Source organism: Streptococcus australis (genome assembly GCF_047463015.1).
Lineage (GTDB): Bacteria > Bacillota > Bacilli > Lactobacillales > Streptococcaceae > Streptococcus > Streptococcus australis_F.
In genome coordinates this window covers 53,854-71,391 of sequence record NZ_JASHER010000006.1, presented here as the reverse complement: position 1 = coordinate 71,391, position 17,538 = coordinate 53,854, and the positions used below count along the sequence as shown (strand labels likewise).

Sequence of the window (17,538 nt, the reverse complement as noted above, 5' to 3'; positions counted from 1 at the left end):
CGATAATCTATGAAATACTATTTAAAAGAAGAATTCCTGCATGATGTCAACGCAAAGAACGCAGGAAATAAAGCACGCAATGACGTAGAAAGTATTGTGAAAGAAGAAGGCTATCATCCCTTGGTCCTTTCTGTCGACAATTGGTATCAGATGAGTACCCTTGCGGCTCAACGCCATAAGGCAAAGGCTTTTGGTCAAGCCTTGGATCAACTAAAGCAAGGAGATGAGTTGCTGATCCAGTTTCCAATGCTTCACCATAGTTTTTTCTCAACCCATTTGGTTAAAAAAGCACAAAAAAGAGGGATTAAAGTCTATCTCTTGATTCATGACCTAGAAGTGCTTCGCCATGCCAATATGACTTCACTACCTTTAAAACACAGAATTCGGATGTACCTTCAAGAAGCAAGTTTTCTCAAAACAGCTGATGGGATCATCGCCCACAATCCAGTTATGAAATCTGTCTTGGTAGACAAGGGAATTGCGGAAGATAAGATTGTCAGCCTTGGAATTTTCGACTATATGATTCCAGATTACCAAGAGAAAGATGGTCTATCAAAGGATCAACCAATCATTGTAGCAGGGAATTTGGCCCAGGAAAAAGCTGGTTATCTCTATGCTCTTCCTGCAAAACCTGCCTACAACCTCTATGGTGTTGGCTTTGATGAGAGTAGAGCCCTAGAGAATGAGACCTACTTTGGCTCTTTCCTACCGGATGAACTTCCTGCTGCTCTTGAGGGTGGTTTTGGACTTGTCTGGGATGGGGATAGTGCGGAAACCTGTAATGGTGTTTTTGGCGAGTACCTTCGCTACAACAACTCTCACAAGGCATCGCTTTATCTAGCATCGGGCTTCCCGCTTGTAGTGTGGAAACAGTCAGCTTTATCTCACTTTGTCCTTGAGAAGGGCTGTGGGATTGCAGTAGAGTCGCTCCATGACTTGAAGGAGACCATCGACAATCTTTCAGATGCCGATTACCAAGATTTGGTAGATAATGCCAAGCGTGTTGGTCAGGAAATCCGAGATGGTCACTACTTGAAGACAGCCTTAAATCATTTATCATAAGATCAAAAGAAGTCAGACTGACTTCTTTTTTTAGTTTTTCAAAAAATATCACTAATTTTAAAAATTCGCCTTATAAAACTTTTCATCGCTGAAACCGTGTGGTAAAATGATTAACGTATAAAATTTGTATAAAGGGAAGTTTATATGAAAAAGAAAGATCTTATTTTTTATGCCGGAGCGGCAGTCTTGATGGCTGTATCTGCTCAGGGAGTCAGTGCAGATGAGCTGGTTTCAAACGAGGCCACTACTACTGAAGGCAACCAAGTCCAAGCTGAAAAAGCGCCAGAAGTAGCCGTTGCTGAAAAGTCGGTAGCACCAATCGCAAGTAACTATGCTGCACCAGCAAATGTGACCGAACAGCCTGTAGCACCTGCGAGCAAGGTCGCGGCTTCAGAAAGTGGAACCCCATCTGTAGAGAAAGCGGTAGAAGCATCGACTACTGAGAAAGAAGAAACTCCTCTTCCATCTGATACAGGAAGCACGACCTTCTTTAACACAGGCACTCACGCTCCAGCTGGTCGCTCAACAGATGTAGCGGTTCAGCCAAAATCATTCGTTGATGTGAGTAGCCACAACGGAGAGATTAGTATTGGTGACTATCGTACCCTAGCTAATAAGGGCGTGGGCGGTGTTGTTGTTAAATTGACAGAAGACACTTGGTACAAGAACCCGAATGCGGAGAACCAAATTCGCAATGCGCAAGCAGCAGGTCTGCAAGTATCGACCTACCACTTCTCTCGCTATACTTCTGAAGAAGCAGCGCGTACAGAAGCACGGTTTTATATTGCAGCGGCGCAACGGTTGAATCTTCCAAAGAACACCCTCATGGTCAATGACTTTGAGGATGCTAAGATGCAGCCAAACATCAACCGCACCACCCAAGCTTGGGCAGATGAAATGCGTAAAAATGGCTACACCAATTTGATGTTCTACACCAGTGCTAGCTGGTTGGATGAAAACAATCTTCGCAAGAAAGGTCCAGTCAACACCTCTCAATTTGGCCTTCAAAACTTCTGGGTTGCCCAATACCCTTCTCCAAAACTGTCTGTAAACGATGCGAAAAGCTTGCGTTACAATGGGAAAGCTGGCGCGTGGCAGTTCACTTCTCAAGCGGAATTGCTTCCAGGAAAACACCTCTTTGACCACAGTGTGGACTATACCGGTCGCTTTACAGCGAACGCAAAACCTGCAGCGGATCCAACAGAAGGCAGCTTAAGTGGGAAGATTGACATTGTCAATAACGATACTATGACGGGTCGCTTTGACGTTGTCATCTCAAATGTCAAGGCACCAAATGGAGTTCGAACCGTTTCTGTACCGATCTGGTCAGAAACAGGTGGTCAAGATGACCTTGTTTGGTATACAGCCAATCGTCAAGCAAATGGGACCTATACCGTCAATGTAAAAGCGGCGGACCATAAAAACTCAACCGGTCTTTACAATATCCATCTTTACTATGTTCAGAACAATGGACAAATGACGGGTGTGGGTGGAACAACGACGACAGTAGCCATTGGAAAGAAAAATCAGACTCCGGTTTCAGCGGATCTGACTATTGCAAAATCAGAAAAAGACGGCACCTTCACCATTACTGCTAAAAATCTTCAAGGTTTCGATGGCTACAAGGAAGTGAAGATTCCATTCTGGTCTCATGCCAATGGGATGAAAGACATTATCTGGTACACTCCGACTCGCCAAGCAGACGGTTCTTATACTGTAACAGCCAAAGCAAGCGATCACGAAAACTCTGATGGCAAATACGAAGCGCAGGTCTTCTATGTAGATGCCAAAGGTCAAAACAAGTTTGTCAAGAAAGCCTTTATCGATTACACAGCTCCTAAACCATCTGCTGATCTAACCATTACAAAATCAGAGTCAGATGGCACCTTCACCATTACGGCTAAGAACCTCCAAGGCTTCGATGGCTACAAGGAAGTGAAGATTCCATTCTGGTCTCATGCCAATGGGATGAAAGATATCATCTGGTACACTCCAACTCGTCAAGCAGACGGTTCATATACTGTAACAGCCAAAGCTAGTGACCACGAAAACGCTGATGGCAAGTACGAAGCGCAGGTCTTCTATGTGGACGTTCAAGGCCAAAACAAGTTTGTCAAGAAAGCCTTTATTGATTACAAAAATCAATCTCGTCCAACCGGCACTCTCTTGATCCAAAACAACAACAAGGATACAGGTACCTTTGATGTCATCATCAAGGATGTCTACAGCCCCAAAGGGGTGCAGACCGTTCAGGTTCCTAGTTGGTCTGATAAGGACGGACAAGACGACATCCGCTGGTATGAAGCGACTCGCCAAGCGAATGGGGACTACAAGGTATCTGTCAAAGCGAGCGATCACAAGAACTCTACTGGTAAGTACCATATTCACCTTTACTATATTCAAAATGATGGTTCTCGTGTGGGTGTCGGTTCAACGACTACAGAAGTTGAGTTCCGAAATGCCCAGACCAAGACGCAAGCTGCTATTAAGAATGTCAATTCTGGTGCTGGAACCTTTACGGTAACGGTGGATCAAGCACCTCAGGGACGTCAGATTAAGAATATTCGTGTCGCAGCTTGGTCTAAAGCGCACCAAGAAAATCTTTACTGGTATTCCGCAACACCGACAGGTATGCATACAGAGATCACTGTCTCTGCCAATAATCACGGTAATGAAGCGGGCAACTATACCACTCACGTCTATGTAGATTACAAAGATGGGGGAGTTGAAGGTTTTAACCTCGGTCAGACAGCCTTGTCTCCACGAAATCAAAAGGTAAATCCACAAACAACCTATTATTCTCAACGGGACCCTCGTTGGGGAGCAAAATGGTATGGTGTGAGCAATATGGACCAATCCGGGTGTGTTCCAACTTCTTTAGCTATGGCATTTACGGATATTCTCGGAAGAGAAGTGCTACCCACGACAGTAGCGGATTATCTGTATTACAATACCAATTCCTTTAATAAAATTGCTGTAGCTGGAACTGATGCAGATGGACTAGTGGCTGCTACTAAGCATTGGGGATTGACGAGCCAAATGCTTACAGGGAAAGATGCAATTGCAGCTACCTTAGTATCAGGAAAACACGTTCTTGCTGCAGTTGAGGAAAGCATCTTTATCAATGCTCCTTATACGCATGAAATTGTCTTGCAGGGCTACGATAATGGGAAAACTTATGTAAGAGATCCATTCAACCCTGCTAATAACGGTTGGCATTCTATTGATTACATCTTCTCGGTAAAAAGTACAGATCCAATTGATGCAAAATTAGGATCGCCATTTTTCAGTGTTTTTGCTTAGCTACTTCTAAAAAAGTAAGTAAATTTTATTCAATGGCAATCAGGTATAATCCATTTTGTTTTGGAAAAACGAGTATTCTCATAGACGGAGATGCTCGTTTTTAATTTAAAAATATAGGGACTTACTGAATCAACCAAGAACTTTTTTTTCTACTTCAACTTATACTTTTTATAGAGGTTCCTTGATCCGGTGGTTTGTGCTATAATACTATTACGTGGGTACAATCCGTAAAAAAATTGTAAGGGAAGATACATGAAAAAGAAAGATCTTATTTTTTATGCTGGGACAGCCGTTTTGTTAGCTTTTTCGACACAACAAGTCAAAGCTGATGAGCAACATGCGTCCGATCAAACACCAGAAAATACTTCAGCTGTTGTTTTGAAAACAACAACTTCATCAGAAGCGCAGAATACTGTGAACGAAGGAGTGGGAGTTGAGAAAGGTATTCAGACAGAGAATGTCGTTGCAACAGAGGCAGTACCTGACACACCGACTCTTAGTAATAACCAGTCTTTTGACAAGGGCACTAGCGACAAGGTTATATCAGAGCAACCAGCACCAGCTGTGGTAGCTAGTCGCGCTCCATATGGCGCACGCGCACGAGTGGTAGAAACACGAAATGAGAGTGTTCCTCAACAGGAATCTCCAGTTTCTGCAGATTTGAATATTGAAAAATCAGATTCAGAAGGTACCTTCACCATTACAGCTAAGAACCTCCAAGGCTTGGATGGTTATAAAGAAGTGAAGATTCCATTTTGGTCTCATGCCAATGGGATGAAAGACATCATCTGGTACACTCCAAGTCGCCAGGCAGACGGTTCTTATACTGTAACAGCCAAAGCAAGCGATCACGAAAACTCTGATGGCAAATACGAAGCGCAGGTCTTCTATGTAGATGCCAAAGGTCAAAACAAGTTTGTCAAGAAAGCCTTTATCGATTACACAGCTCCTAAACCATCTGCTGATCTAACCATTACAAAATCAGAGTCAGATGGCACCTTCACCATTACGGCTAAGAACCTCCAAGGCTTCGATGGCTACAAGGAAGTGAAGATTCCATTCTGGTCTCATGCCAATGGGATGAAAGATATTATCTGGTACACTCCAACTCGTCAAGCAGATGGTTCTTATACTGTAACAGCCAAAGCTAGTGACCACGAAAACGCTGATGGCAAATACGAAGCGCAGGTCTTCTATGTGGATGCCAAAGGCCAAAACAAGTTTGTCAAGAAAGCCTTTATCGATTACACAGCTTCTAAACCATCTGCTGATCTGACCATTACAAAATCAGAAAAAGACGGGACTTTCACTATTACAGCTAAGAACCTTCAAGGTTTCGATGGCTACAAGGAAGTGAAGATTCCATTCTGGTCTCATGCCAATGGGATGAAAGATATCATCTGGTACACGCCAACTCGTCAAGCAGATGGTTCATATACTGTAACAGCCAAAGCTAGTGACCACGAAAACGCTGATGGCCAATATGAAGCGCAAGTTTTCTATGTGGATGCCAAAGGTCAAAATAAGTTTGTCAAGAAGGCCTTTATTGATTTCAAAAATCAGTCACGTCCAACTGCTAGTCTCTTAATCCAAAATAATAACAAGGATACAGGTACCTTTGATGTCATTATCAAGGATGTTTACAGCCCTAAAGGTGTTCGGACTGTGCAAGTCCCAACTTGGTCTGATAGGGATGGCCAAGACGATATTCGCTGGTATGAAGCGACTCGTCAATCAAATGGAGACTACAAGGTATCAGTCAAAGCGAGCGATCACAAGAACTCTACTGGTAAGTACCATATTCACCTTTACTATATTCAAAATGATGGTTCTCGTGTGGGTGTCGGTTCAACGACTACAGAAGTTGAGTTCCGAAATGCCCAGACCAAGACACAAACAGGGATCAAAAATGTCAATTCTGGTGCTGGAACCTATATGGTAACGGTGGATCAAGCGCCTCAGGGACGTCGGATTAAGAACATCCGTGTCGCAGCCTGGTCTCAAACTCACCAAGAAAATCTTTTCTGGTATTCAACAGCACCTTCTGGTACACATACAGAAGTGCAAGTCTCTGTAGCCAATCACCAGTATCAATCAGGCAACTATACTACTCACGTCTATGTGGACTACGTCGATGGTGGCGTTGAAGGCTTTAACCTTGGTCAAACAGCCCTTCATCCCCGTGCAACAGTAGATCAGACCGCTTTTAGTCCTCGTGTAACGAATGGGCAACGGGACCGTGTCTTACGGGCAGCAGCTAGTTTAGTCGGTGCTCGCACAGGAAGTGCAGCTCACCAACAATTGGTCAATGATTACAACAGTATCAAACCACTTCCAGTTGGTTATGAGGTGAAGATGACTGATGACTGGTGTGACGTCTTTGTCACAACGGTCTTTCAGCGGGAAGGCTTGAGTGGTTTGATTGGCCGTGAATGTGGAGTTGAACGTCACATCCAAATTTTCAAACGCTTGGGCATTTGGAATGAAAATGGTGCCTCTACACCAAAAGCAGGGGATATCATCACCTTTAACTGGGATCAAGATTATCAATCAAATGATGGTTGGGCAGACCATATTGGAATTGTGGAACGCGTCGAAAATGGACTGATTCATACAATCGAAGGAAATTCCGGTGCAGTTGGAACTGTCAAACGCAATGTATACCGTATCGGACATGGCAATATCCGCGGATTTGCGACACCGCGCTATAAATAACATACATATTTTTCAGCATTTTTGCCTAATGATATTTCTAGAATAGAAAGACAACCAGCTCTATAAAGGGGTTGGTTTTTTGCCTCCCTTTGATGATTGGACGAGGAGTCGTTAGACAAGGAATCAATTTTAAAAACTCAGAAACACCCTAAATATATATATGCAACTATTTAAATGTAATTGAATAGGGTATAAAAAAGCTATGAAAACAGTGGGTAGAGCCGTATAATAGATCTTTGCAATCATATTTTCGGAGGACTTAACCTAAATTGGCTGGTTGATGAAAAAATCAAAAAAACTTAAAAAAACAAAAACATTAGGTTGATCATTTGTTCATTTAGCGACACTTTTTGTATAATCGTTGGCTTAATTGACTCATATATGATAAAAATGTAGTGTGGAACTTTTTGGGTTCAAAATGATAAAAGGAGATGAAAGAATGAAAAAGAGACCGTCCTTATGGAAAACCTTTTTGAAAAAAGGGTTTGCTCTCTTCACCATTTTGATGATGCTGGGTCAATTGGGTCAAGGTGCTGTAACAGCCCTGGCGCAAGAGCTAGCAGTCGGAGATAATGGTGCCTTAGATGTTAGCCTCTTGTATGGAGATAAGCAAGAGCATCCTGGCGGCATGGCCTACACCACATCTGATACCATGTCTGGCTACATTCAGATTACCCCTAAGAATCTGACGACAGATCTCGATGACGTGGTTGTCAATCTAGTGCTTCCAGGGAAGTACTTGGATGAGGTCAATGTTCCTGAGTTTAATAGTAGCTCACAACATGATGCACCAACAGTGACAAAGGTGGGAGATGACTACCATGTAAGCTTACATTTTACGAACTACCAAAAATCTGAAGTCTTGACCCTACCATTCATCGCCAAGTTTAAGTTGGGATTCCCTCCTACTAACTACTCGATGGATATTACAGGGACGCTCAATATTAACGGTGCTGAGACTGCTTTAAATAGTATCACTTGGAAACCTCAATACAAGGATTATACCTTGACCAAGTTTGTCAATCAGAACTATGATGCGACCATGTCCAGAGACTATGCGGAAGCCTCTCCAGGGATTGTAACTGGAGCAGATGGCAAAAAGTACATCGAAAAAGCTACTTCCGTTCCGTTTGCCTTCTTGTTAGATGGGATGCGTGGACAGTACAATGGTAGCTATCGTCAGTTGGAATCTGCAACAATCACAGATAAGCTGCCAACCTATACGGACAAAGATGGAAAAACTCGTACAGCGGTTCTAGATACAGAAAAATCAGAAGGTTGGGTCGATAATGGAGACGGAACTGTATCAAAAACTTTTGTAGCTGATGAAAATAAAAATGTTCAAAGTTACCACTCAGATTTGATGCAAAAAATCCAAGATAAGAGTTTCTTATACTTGAAATTCCCTGATTTGGTCATGGAAAAAGACCAAACCTTAGAAGATGTCTTAGTAAAAGATTTGACCAATACTGCAACTGTCGTTGGGATTCCTGCGGAACGCGGTGAGGGAGAACCGGATGTAACGGCTGAAGATTCTCTCATCTTCCGACTCACTTCACGTGACTTGGAAGGTAAAGGAGCCTTTGCTAAGCAAGCAGATGGAAATGTCTACGATTCGACAGACTACAAGGCGGCTAACTACAAGTGGCTCTTGAAATACAATAACATTACACCATTTGCTCAAAAGAATGTTGTCTTTTATGATGAGCAAGTAGACTCTCGCTTGAAGTTTACTAAGATTGAATATGCTCGTATGATGATTGGGAACTATGGAAATGGACCTCTGATCAATCAATACGTGAAACGCATCATCCTTACAATGGAAGATGGCTCGACTAAAGAAATCCAACCAGAGGCAGACAAGGATGGATTTGGAAGCACTGATTTGACCAAATATGGTACTGTTGTCGGCTGGAGACTGGAGATGAAGGACGACTTTGAACTTCCATCTGGTCAAGGGATTTATATTTCTACCTATACAGCCTTCAAGGATCCAGAAAAGACTCATATTGATGAGAACGATGAGGCTAAGAATGCCTATGAAAATACTGGACGGATTACTTACAAAACCCAGTCAGGGGCGGACAGAGACCAATCTGCTAAATGGCAGTTCAAGCTTCTTCCATTGACAGAAAATGTTAATCTGACCAAGAATACAGATTACAACAATGTCCAATTCACAGATGGAAGAACCATTCGTTTTGCCCTATCTGCGGAGAATGTGCGTTTGGATCCAGGTAAGGACTACAAAGACTTGCGAGTCATTGACCTCTTTGATCCAAATACGCTGGATATCGACTTCAATAACTTAGATCAATATTTTGATAAGAACGGTCGCTATTATAGCCCTTGGTATAAATCCTATGAGGTCATCGAAAACTACCACAACTCTGGACGTTCTGCCTTGATTATCCATTTGGATCAAAAGGAATTTATCAAACGTGCTCTAGAGACTGGTGGTCAAGTTCGTTTGCCGTTTATTTATACCAAGCTGAAAGGAAAGGCCGATGGCGGAACCTTTACCAACCATATCTATCTGGCAGGGGAAGGACTCTGGGATTTAGAAACTGCTAATCCGAATAGAGTCGCAGTTGATAGCTATGATTTAAATAACAACGGTTCAACAACGGACAAAATCCCTCATGCGGAATCCAACTATACCATTGTCGCAGCTGAAGGGGTTTATTCTCGTAAGTTCATCGCCAAGAACGATGACTTGTCTGATGCTTCAACAGTAACTCGTACCTTTAAACCAGGGGAAACCTTTAATTACAAGTTAACCATTAAAAACAACACAGATAACCCTGTTGAAAATACAGTTATCTATGATGTTCTTCCTAAAGTTGGGGACGTCAATACACTGGATGCTTCAGCCCGTAAGACAGAATACACCGTTAGTCTTCGTGGTCCTATCACTGCTCCAGAAGGATGGACAGCATACTACACAACAGATACCACAGTTACAGCTAGCACCATGGCACAAGCTGCAGACAAAGATATTTGGACAACAGATATCACAGACTACAGTCAGGTTACAGGTATTAAGGTTGTTGCTAACGAAGGAACCACTATTGGTGCTCGTAGTCAAGTAGATATTGCTATACCTGTTGTCAATCCAAGTGAATTGACAGACCAAGTTAAGCAATTGATGCTAGACCGTACAGAAGACAACAAGGACAACGGTGGCCGTTCAGGTGTCGTACAAGCTCATAACCAATTTGGTTACAAGGCTAAAGGCCATGAAGGAAACCGAGAATCCAACACCGTAACGTCTCAAATCTTTGCGGCGAGCTTCCATGTGAAGAAAGTAGACAAGGATGATACTAGCAAAGGCTTAGCTGGTGCGGAGTTCAGCTTGTCAGATGCGACTGGTACTGTCCTTGCGACTCAAGTTTCTGACAAGGACGGCGACCTTGCTTTTACCACCCTAACAGAAGGAACTTACACTCTTAAAGAGACGAAAGCTCCAAACAACTACAAGTTGGATGAGACAGAGCACGCAGTCGTTGTCACTTACGATGCAGATCAGCAGCTCTACCATGTCACGATTGATGGCGAAGCGACTGGTTCAAAAGCTTCACCAAAAGTAATCGCCAATGAGCAAGATATCCATTATATCGATCTGGAAGCTTCCAAAGTCTGGGATGACCAAGACAACGTCGAAGGTCTTCGTCCAGAAAAGATTGAATTCCAATTGTACAAGAATGGAACAGCAGAAGGTAAACCAGTAGCTCTTTCAGCAGGAAATGACTGGAAAGTAACCTTCAGCGCTCTTCCAGACAAAGACAATGATGGTAATGTGCTTACCTATACTGTAAAAGAAGTCAAGGTACCGACTCATTATACAGCTGATAGTCAAGAAGCTCAGTTCGTCGATGGAAAAGCAACCATTACAAACAAGCGTACTCCTGAAACTACAGAAGTAAGCGTGAAAAAAGTTTGGGACGATGCTCAAAACCAAGACGGTCTCCGTCCATCAACCATCACGGTCCATCTCCTAGCCAACGGAGAGGAAGTACAAACGGCTACTCTGTCTGGTGAGGGAGATACATGGAGCCACAGCTTCACTGACTTGCCAGTCTATAAGAATGGTCAAAAACTAGTCTATACGGTAACAGAAGATACAGTTGCCAACTACTCAACTGCTATCGAAGGATCAACCATCACCAACACCTACAAACCAGGAAAGACAAGTGTAACAGTAACCAAGAAGTGGGCTGATGCAGAAAACCAAGATGGCCTTCGTCCGAAGAGCATCAAGGTTCAGCTCTATGCTAATGACCAAAAATCAGGTAAAGAAGTAGAACTTTCTGCAGACAACGACTGGACTTACACCTTCTCTGACTTGGATGAGAAGAAAGCTGGTCAAACGGTTCAGTATACCGTGAAAGAAACAGAGGTGCCAGAAGGCTATACTCAAACTGTAGAAGCTACGAACCCGGGTCAAGTAGTGATTAGCAATACGCACACTCCTTCTAAGACGAAAGTTCAAGTAACCAAGAAATGGGAAGATGCTAATAACCAAGATGGTCTTCGTCCAGCGACGATTACGGTCAAACTTTATAAAGATGGAGTCGCTACAGACCAGACCCTTGAATTGTCAGAAGCGAATCAATGGCAAGGAACGTTTGAAAACCTTGATGAGAAAGCAGCCGGCAAGACCATTCACTACACTGTGAAAGAAGAGAATGTTCCAGAAGGTTACACCCTTTCAATTGATGACAAGGATCCAGCTCATCCTGTCTTGACCAATAAGCATGAACCAGCTGTCACTCAGGTCAAGGTCACTAAGAAATGGGATGACGCTCATAACCAAGATGGCCTTCGTCCAAAAGAAATTCGCGTCCAATTGTATGCAGGTGATCAAAAGCTAGGCAAGGAAGTTGTCTTGTCTGCTGACAATAAATGGACTCATACCTTTGAGAAACTTGCTGAAAAAGCAAACGGACAAGAGATTCATTATTCTGTGAAAGAAGTGGATGTCCCTGAAGGTTACGCCGTAACAGAAGAGAGCAAGGAGAAGGGCGATATCGTCTTGACCAATACGCACACTCCAAGTACGGTAGATATTCCAGTCACTAAGATCTGGGTGGACAATGACAACCAAGATGGTCTTCGTCCGACTAAGATCACTGTGAAACTTCTAGCCAATGGTGGAGAAGTGGCTCGCAAAGATATTACAAGCGAGACCGATTGGAAAGAAACCTTTACTGGCCTTCCTAAGTTTAAGGATGGCAAGGAAATCGTCTACACCCTTCAAGAAGAAGAGGTTAATAACTATTCACCAAGCATTGACCAAGAAAGCTATACTATTACCAATACGCACACTCCAGGTAAGAAAACCCTCTCTGTAACCAAACAGTGGGATGACCAAGAGGACAAAGATGGCCTTCGTCCGAAGAGTGTGAAAGTGCAACTTTATGCGGATGGTAAGAAATCTGGTGACGTCATTGAGTTGTCAGCTGAGAACAAGTGGACTCACACATTTGCGGATCTAGACAAGAATGTCAAGGGCAAAGCTGTCACCTATACGGTGGAAGAAGTCGATGTTCCAACCGGTTACCAAGTGACGAAAACAGATGACGGTCAAGGTAATGTTGTTCTGACCAATAAACATGAACCAACAGAGCCAGTGACACCAGAACCTAAGAAACCAGGTAAGAAGGTTGGTATCTTGCCAAGCACTGGTACCACTATCTCCTTGATTAGCTTGGTATTAGCCTTTGTAGTCGCAAGCGGTGCAGCTTATCTCCTTAAAAAGAAGAAAAAATAAGCGCATGGTTTGATTAATCTTGTCTAACTAATCAAGAGAATAGAAGAGGCCCCTAGGGGCCTCTTTTTTCTGTGTGAAAAAAAATACAAAAAAATTCTTGACAAACTAAAAAATTAACGTTATCATTAACTAGTTAATTAACTGTTTAATAAACCGATTAAGAAAAAAGAAAGGATTTATACATGTTTGGGAGGAAACTAAGGGCCTTAGGAATAGGATTCATCTGCCTTTTGTTGCTAGTGGCTTGTGGGAGCCAGAGGAGTTCGGGAGCTGGCTCTACTAAAAAGGGGCTTAAAATTGTGACGAGTTTTTACCCTGTCTATTCCCTGGTGAAGGAAATTTCAGGCGATCGAAACGAAGTATGGATGGTTCAGTCAGGTGCTGGGATTCATGATTACGAACCTTCGGCCAAGGAGACAGCCCAGATCTATGATGCGGATGTCTTCGTCTACCATTCTCAAACACTCGAATCTTGGGCTGGACGTCTAGATCCTAGCTTGCAAGACTCGAAACTGCGGGTCATCGAAGCCAGCAAGGGAATGGAATTGGATAAGGTCGCTGGCTTAGAAGATATTGAGGATACGGAAGGGAAGGATGCAAAACACTTGTATGACCCTCATACCTGGATGGATCCACTGAAAATCGCCGAAGAAGGGAAGATCATCGCCAAAGAGTTGGGAGACATCGATCCAGAAAATAGAAGTTATTATGAGGCTAATGCCCAAAAGCTTGCAAAACGCTGTGAGGCTTTGGTGGACAAATACCAACCTCTCTTTGAAAAAGCGACACAAAAAACCTTTGTGACTCAGCATACAGCCTTTTCTTATTTAGCCAAGCGCTTTGGTTTGAAACAATTAGGAATTGCAGGAATCTCGCCTGAGCAGGAACCAACAGCCCGTCAATTGGCTGAGATTCAGCAGTTTGTCAAGGACTATCAAGTTCAGACTATCTTTGTTGAGAAGCATACCTCTTCCAAGGTGGCTGATAGCATTGCCAAGGCGACAGGGGCAAAAGTGAAGGTTTTGGATCCTCTCGAAGCAGATCCAGAAAATAACAAAGATTTCTTGGAGAACCTAGAAGAAAATATGGCTAGCCTAGCCAAAGAATTACAGGAGTAAGTAGAAGAATGAAGAAAAAAGGAACAATCGGATTAGTAGCAACCCTAGGTCTGGGTTTATGTGCCTACGCTTTAAGTCAGCAAGCACCAGTCAAGGAAGGCAAAAAGAATCAGAACCAGGTGCAGTATTTACAAGGAGACAAGAAAAAGTCAGCTAGTAGCTCAAACAAGCAGGAAGAAAGCATTGAAACCGTCAACTCGAAGGAAAAGACCCAGGCAGAGCAGATTGTGGTCAAGATTACTGACGAGGGCTTTGTGACTTCCCATGGAGATCATTTCCATTACTACAATGGCAAGGTCCCTTACGATGCGATATTTAGTGAGGAACTGATATTACGTGATCCCACTTACCAACTGCAGCAATCGGATATTGTCACACAGGTGCGAGATGGCTATATTATCAAGAAGGATGGGACCTACTACCTTTATCTAACCGATCCGCAACATACACTGAATGTTCGTTCAGTGGAGGAAATTGCCCAACAGAAAAAAGGAGAGCTGGTTTCAGCTTCGAAAGATAGTGTCCAAAAAGCTGGGCAAACTCGTGATTTTAGTCAGCCAAGTCAGGCTTTACGAGAAGGGAAAACAGTAGCCAGTCTAACAGCAGGAGTCAAGCCTAGCCAAGGTGGCTACCGGACAGATGACGGCTATGTCTTCCATCCTGGGGATGTAATTTCTGATACAGGAGATGGCTTTATCGTGCCTCATGGGGGACACTACCACTATATTCCGAAGAGTGCCTTATCAGCTGGAGAATTATATGCTGCCTTAGCGGTTTTAAATGGAGGAGGAAAAAATGAAGTAAATCCTATTGCTCCACCTTCTAGCCAGCTAGCTTCATCGGTTAATCCGAATCAGCCAATCTCAGACCCGGTCACTCCAACGATTACAGCTTCTGTGCCTCATCCAACAGCAACTAATAAGGGGGGAACCTTGCCGAGCCTTTTGGAAGAGTTGCAAAAAACTCCGCTTTCAGAGCGCCATGTTGAGTCGGATGGTTCTGTTTTTGATCCAAGTAAGATCACCAAATGGACTGATCAAGGGGTAGTTTATCCTCATGGGGATCACTTCCATTTCATCCCTTATAGTCTCCTTTCGCCTTTAGAGCGGGAGTTGGCACGACAGTTCCAACTGTCCCGTACACAAGGTGGAAGTATCGCAAAAGAAGAGAGTCCAACACAACCTTCAAGCCCAGATACAAAACCAGTCGATCAGGACCACGACCATGAGAAGGAGGATCCTCATCACAAGCATGACCATGAGGACCATGAAGCCGATCATAATCATCATCATGAAGGCGAACAGGCCCATGAGCACGATCATGGATTCCATGCAGATCATGTCATCAGCAAGGATGACGAGGGCTATATGGTCGCTCACGGAGACCATGCTCATTACTTCTACAAGAAGGATCTCTCTCCACAAGAGATCGCAGCTGCAGAGGCAGTGTTGGCTGGTAAGAAGGAAGAGGACAAGGGTCAACCACTGACAGATGATGTGGCGACCTATTCGCGCGATGCTTCGGATGAAGAAAAAATTCAGTACATTAGCCAGACTTACGGCGTCCCTCGGGAAGCTATCAAGATTTCAAACGGTTTCTTTGTCTTTAACAATCCAGACCAAGAATATGATCCAACCCATATCCACCCTTATGCAGTACGGAAGGAGCATGTTCGGATTCCGCTTGAAACAGGGAATCCTGAGCTAGACTTTATCAACGAGCTCTATGCAACAGCGCTTCGCTCCGGTATTTCGCCATATACGATGCAAATCGAGAATGGTCAGTTTGTCATTCCGCATGGAGACCATAACCACTATATCAAGGTGCGCTCTGCAGGCCTGGCGGACTACTTAGCTCACCGTCTACCGACCATCCAAGCAGCTTACCAGAAAGGTGACTTGGACCAGAAAGCTATAGAGGACAAGGTCAACCAACTCCTAGCAGAAAGTCGGACTTTGTACGCTTCAGACCCTCTGCAACAAAGACGGATTGAGCTGAACTTGGGTCAATTCTTAGAAACTGTTAAAAATTTCCCAAGCAATTCAACAGCAGGCTACTTGGCTAGTCTTGACCAAGTTGACAAGGAATATATCCACGCGACCCAGGAAGTCAAACCGAAAGAAGAAACGGCCTTGGACCGTCGCTACCAGGAATTGTTGGAGCAGGTTCGCTTGCTAGATACCGAAGCCTTCCAACTCAAGAAAGAAAGCCTGGTTTCTCAGTTGCAGGAAGCCTATACGGCCAAAGATAGCCAACGATTGGAGCAAGAAGGAAAATTGTTGCAGGCCATTCAAGAGATGCAAGATCGGACCGGTGTGACTTCGGTGGACTACCTCAAGTATTTCTACCAAAGTTTAAGTGATGCGCGCTTGACACCAGAATTGCGGGCGACAGCAGCAGACCTTGCTTTGAAGCTTTACCGGGCTCAGGCCTTTGAAGAAGCTTGGGACTCAAAAGCCCATTTCATGGAACTCTACCAAGCCAAGCAAGCCATTGACCAACTAGTATCTCAGGAAAATGCTCCAACCTATCCAATTGAAAAAACAGTTCTGGATCAAAAGGGAGCAGATGCTCCGTCCTATAACCTAGCTGTTTACGACTTCCTCAAGGGGGTCTATGGCGACCTGGATGAAAAGACAGAGTCTCGTCAACGCTCTAATCTCCTGACAGCCCTTATCGATCAAATCTCTTCTCTTTTGCCACAAGTAGAAGAAAGCAAACGTCCTGCTTTTGAAGAACGTTTGGAACAGGTGCGCCAAGAGCCAGATGCTGATAAGGCTTTGACAACTGGGAAAACTCTTTTGCGTGAAGTTGGTGAAACGATTGAACAACAAAAGCAAAAGAAAACAGAAGAACCTCAACTTGGCGACGTAGCCCTCTATCAAGAGATTTATAACCAGTTGATCGCTCTCCACCAACAATTGGTCGAAAAAGGAGCCAGTGATGCTCAGTTTGAACGCTTAGAAGCCCTCTTTGATCAACTAGCTGATCCAAAGAGCGACAAGAAAGCCTTGTTACAGGCGATCCAAGCCCTTAGAAATGATTTGCTAGCGGCTCCATCGACAGCAGTGACAGTGGAAGCAGACCCAGCCCCTCAAAGTCCTGCCACGAGCGATTCTAATCTGAATAAGGAAGAAACTTCAGATCCTGCTCAGACTCCATCTCCAGAGTCAGAAAACACAGAAGTCAGCCCAGCCGCAAGTGAAGAAACGACGGACTAGGACCTATGTAGAAATAACAGAAAAGAGAGTGGGACAGAAATCGGTAATTCGTTAGAATTCGATTTCGTCGTCCCACCTCCGCACAGTTGAGTAGGGTTGTAAAAGCTGATGAAATCAGCGCAGTAGAGCCCACTCAACCACTGCGTCTTAATCGATAATCCAAAGACAATTGAGAGGCTAGGACTTTTGTCCCAGCCTCTTTTAGATGTAGATAATCTTACTTTTTACATAAAATAGCTAGATGATTTTCAAAAATGACTTTTTTTAGTCATGTAGGAAATTTTCAAAAATGACTTTGTCTTCAAACGGAAAGCTTTTTCTAGTCCACTAGATTAGAAACATCAGG

The 17,538-nt window shown here is 43.7% G+C and carries 6 protein-coding genes; all 6 read left to right on the top strand.

Annotation, left to right across the window (positions count from 1 at the left end; genetic code table 11):
* Nucleotides 1–9: 9 nt before the first annotated feature.
* The 6 genes from QM873_RS06800 (at nucleotide 10) to QM873_RS06775 (ending at nucleotide 17,192) form a co-directional block, all read left to right on the top strand.
* Nucleotides 10–1,062 (top strand): sugar transferase, encoded by a 1,053-nt coding sequence (locus QM873_RS06800; RefSeq protein WP_154854288.1) that lies wholly within the window; start codon nucleotides 10–12, stop codon nucleotides 1,060–1,062.
* A gap of 144 nt (nucleotides 1,063–1,206) precedes the next feature.
* Nucleotides 1,207–4,365 carry a GBS Bsp-like repeat-containing protein gene (locus QM873_RS06795; protein ID WP_414279041.1) on the top strand — a complete coding sequence of 1,053 codons (3,159 nt, stop codon included), beginning with the start codon at nucleotides 1,207–1,209 and terminating at the stop codon, nucleotides 4,363–4,365.
* Between the two features lie 252 nt (nucleotides 4,366–4,617).
* Nucleotides 4,618–7,080: a GBS Bsp-like repeat-containing protein gene (locus tag QM873_RS06790; protein WP_414279040.1), complete on the top strand. Its 2,463-nt coding sequence runs from the start codon at nucleotides 4,618–4,620 to the stop codon at nucleotides 7,078–7,080.
* Between the two features lie 439 nt (nucleotides 7,081–7,519).
* Nucleotides 7,520–12,853 (top strand): Cna B-type domain-containing protein, encoded by a 5,334-nt coding sequence (locus tag QM873_RS06785; RefSeq protein WP_414279039.1) that lies wholly within the window; start codon nucleotides 7,520–7,522, stop codon nucleotides 12,851–12,853.
* A gap of 182 nt (nucleotides 12,854–13,035) precedes the next feature.
* Nucleotides 13,036–13,971 carry a metal ABC transporter solute-binding protein, Zn/Mn family gene (locus tag QM873_RS06780; protein WP_414279038.1) on the top strand — a complete coding sequence of 312 codons (936 nt, stop codon included), beginning with the start codon at nucleotides 13,036–13,038 and terminating at the stop codon, nucleotides 13,969–13,971.
* 8 nt (nucleotides 13,972–13,979) lie between these two features.
* Nucleotides 13,980–17,192: a pneumococcal-type histidine triad protein gene (locus tag QM873_RS06775; RefSeq protein WP_414279037.1), complete on the top strand. Its 3,213-nt coding sequence runs from the start codon at nucleotides 13,980–13,982 to the stop codon at nucleotides 17,190–17,192.
* Nucleotides 17,193–17,538 lie beyond the last annotated feature (346 nt).